A 2,640-nucleotide genomic window follows, 5' to 3' on the forward strand; every position below is an offset into this window, starting at 1 on the left:
TCGCCGCTCCCGTCGCCGCTCCCGTCGCCGCTCCCGCCAGCGCGCGCCGGGTTCGCAGCCACCACGCCGCCGAGGGCGAACCGTCGCCGGGTCCGGTCGGGGCGGACCGCGTCGACCACCGCGACCTGGTCCGTCTCAGTCATCCCGGCATCGTGGGCGATCTCCAGCAAGCCGAGCAGGTCGACCGGCCGCTGGATACCCTCGACCGCCGCGCGGAACGCCGCCGCGACATCCACGCTCTCCGCGTCGCCCGCGAACGCCGCCACGTGCGCGCGCAGCTCGGCGTACCGGGGCCCACCCCATGCCCGGGTGTCCGCGGCCGGTATGTCCTCGGACGCATCCCATTCGCGCAACGGCGCGGGCGGCTGTGGTGGCCGCGGATCGCTCATGCGCTGCCGCAGGTGCCCGACGTCGGCCACTGGCAGGCGGCGGAGCGGCTCGACGGCCTCGCCGCGGCGTGAGCCGGGAACCCACGTGTGGAAACCGGACATCACCTCCCTCAGCAAGTCGTCCACCTGGCGGTCTCGCATCGGATCGTGGTTGCGGACCTGCGTGGTGATCACATGGGATGCCTGCCTTTGCGCGGTCAGCACCTCCTTGACGCCTTGCTCGATCCGGCGCGCGATCTCGGTAAGCTCCCGCCGCTGCCGCTCGGGCAGCAGCTCGGTGAACGGGTGCTGCAGCACCGTGCGCAGCTGGCTCCACAGGTCATTGATCTGCGTCGGGTCGCCGATCAGACGCAACGCTCCCGCGAACGCACGGCCTTCCGGCGTCGCGTCCAGGATCCGCTGGCCGCGGGCCAGGTACTCGCGGAGCACCTCACCAGTCGGCCGCACGTCGTGCCGCAGCTCAGCGACGACGTCGCGTTGAATGATCTTGATGGACTCCGCCACGCGGGCGAAGTCCGCGGGAAGCTCCCGCGCCAGGTGCAGCACGTTCTCGGCCGCCTCAAGCAGCTGCTCGTCCTCGACGGTCTCGACGGCGCCTTCCTCTTCGAGCCGAACGAGCTCCTCCTGACGTTGCCGGATCTCCTCCTGGAGGCGCGCGATCCGGGCCATGACGTCCGGATCGGCATCCTGCGCAAGCCGCTCGATCGCCTCCAACAGTGTCCTGACCCGGGACTCCGACACCCTCGTCCGCACCCCCCCGACCCGTCCGGCTACCTCGAGCGCACCAACGCCGTATGCGGACAGCCGATACACCTCGACGTCATCATCGGACACCTGCCGCACCAACCATCCCGCCTGCACCCACTGCCTGCACAGCTCCCGCGCGTTCCCAGCGGGCAGCGGCTGGTTGTCCTCATCGCCATAGCCCGCGGCCCGTAACTGGTCGAGGGCGTTGTTGATCTCCGCGTGCGAGTCCGCCACCGCCACCATCGGCCGCTCCGCGGTGAAGACCATCGCCAGCACCGTCACCACGAACGGCGCGTGCGTTTGATGGAGCAGGGTGAGCATCGGATTCTGGAACGCCCGGAGCGCCCCCTGGTATGCACCTTCTACACCTTGTGTGCCCATCGCCACATAGCGTACGACACACGTACGACATGGTTTGGACTGATCCCGTTTGCGCTTGCGTGGGCCCTGTCGGAGCCTCTTACTCAGCCAGGCGTTTGTCACGTCGGGTGGTGGCCTGCTCAGCAGGCAACGCACCGGCGCTCCAAGGGTCGACCAGCTCCAGACCCAGACCGGTGAAGTCGTTGGTGTTGCGGGTGGCCAGCACGGCGTCGTGGGACCGACAGATGGCCGCGATCTGGGCATCGAAGCCGCTGATCGGAGCCCCGGCTCTTTCCCGCTCGACCACCACATCGGCGTAGTGGCGGCCCGCCGCGGCATCGAAGGACAGGACTTTATCTCGGAATACCGTAAAGATGTCGTCGGCCGCCGCCAGCAGCAGCTCGCGGCGACGACCGATCGGCAGTCGGATGATGCCGTAACGCACCTCAGCCAGGCTTACCGAGGTCGTGTTCAGGGCGGTAGCCGGCTGGTTGGTCACCCAGGCCACGACGCGGGCGGCTGGTGCCGTGCGCATGAGCTCAGAGATGACGTTGGTATCGAGAACGATCAGTGTCAAGGGTGGTACCCGGTCACGTGAACAGGTCCGCCGCGCGCGGTGCCTGTGTACGCGTTGGCAGTTGGAGATCGACGCCACCAAGCGCGCCGAACCGGGTGAGCAGAGCCTGAGCGAGACCAGTGGCGTCCTCGGGCTCGCTGACCGCCGCGGTGAGGATCGCGCGGATCTCGGCTTCCATCGAACGGCCGTGGTGCGCCGCCCGTACGCGCAGCCGCTCCCGCACGCCGTCGTCGAGATCCCGAATGCTGACAGCCGCCATCTGGATCACCTCCTGATAGCAATGCTAGCGCAAATGGGCGCAGGCGACACCGCCGGCACGCACGGCCACTTTCCGAAGTCATGCAACGATTTTCTGTCACCGCCACGCCGCAACCCACCCAGAGCAGGAAGGAATGGAGCGATCCCGGTTCCGCGGTCGCCGACAAGGGCCACGGTCGTCATCTGACAAGACCCGCCTGATTCCTCTGGCTCGACACCTGCTGATAACCGTTGAGATCGTTCGGGAGGGAGCGGAGGGCTGATGACCGGGAATGCGCTTTAGAGCGCCCGGCAATAGGGGCGTGGATC

General features: G+C 68.1%; 3 protein-coding genes. All 3 read right to left on the reverse strand.

The features are described from left to right. On the reverse strand, positions 1–1,517 hold a 1,517-nt coding region (locus MJ785_RS10015; RefSeq protein ID WP_239380551.1), incomplete at its 3' end, for a DUF3375 domain-containing protein. A gap of 79 nt (positions 1,518–1,596) precedes the next feature. Further along, a complete protein-coding gene (locus tag MJ785_RS10020; protein ID WP_239310695.1) occupies positions 1,597–2,073 on the reverse strand; it encodes a type II toxin-antitoxin system VapC family toxin in 477 nt (158 codons plus the stop codon). Positions 2,074–2,086: 13 nt separating this feature from the next. Beyond that, entirely contained in the window at positions 2,087–2,332 is a 246-nt protein-coding gene (locus tag MJ785_RS10025) for an Arc family DNA-binding protein (protein ID WP_239310694.1), read from the reverse strand. Positions 2,333–2,640: the final 308 nt, after the last annotated feature.

The organism is Protofrankia sp. CiT1, assembly GCF_917627335.1.
Classification (GTDB): domain Bacteria; phylum Actinomycetota; class Actinomycetes; order Frankiales; family Frankiaceae; genus Protofrankia.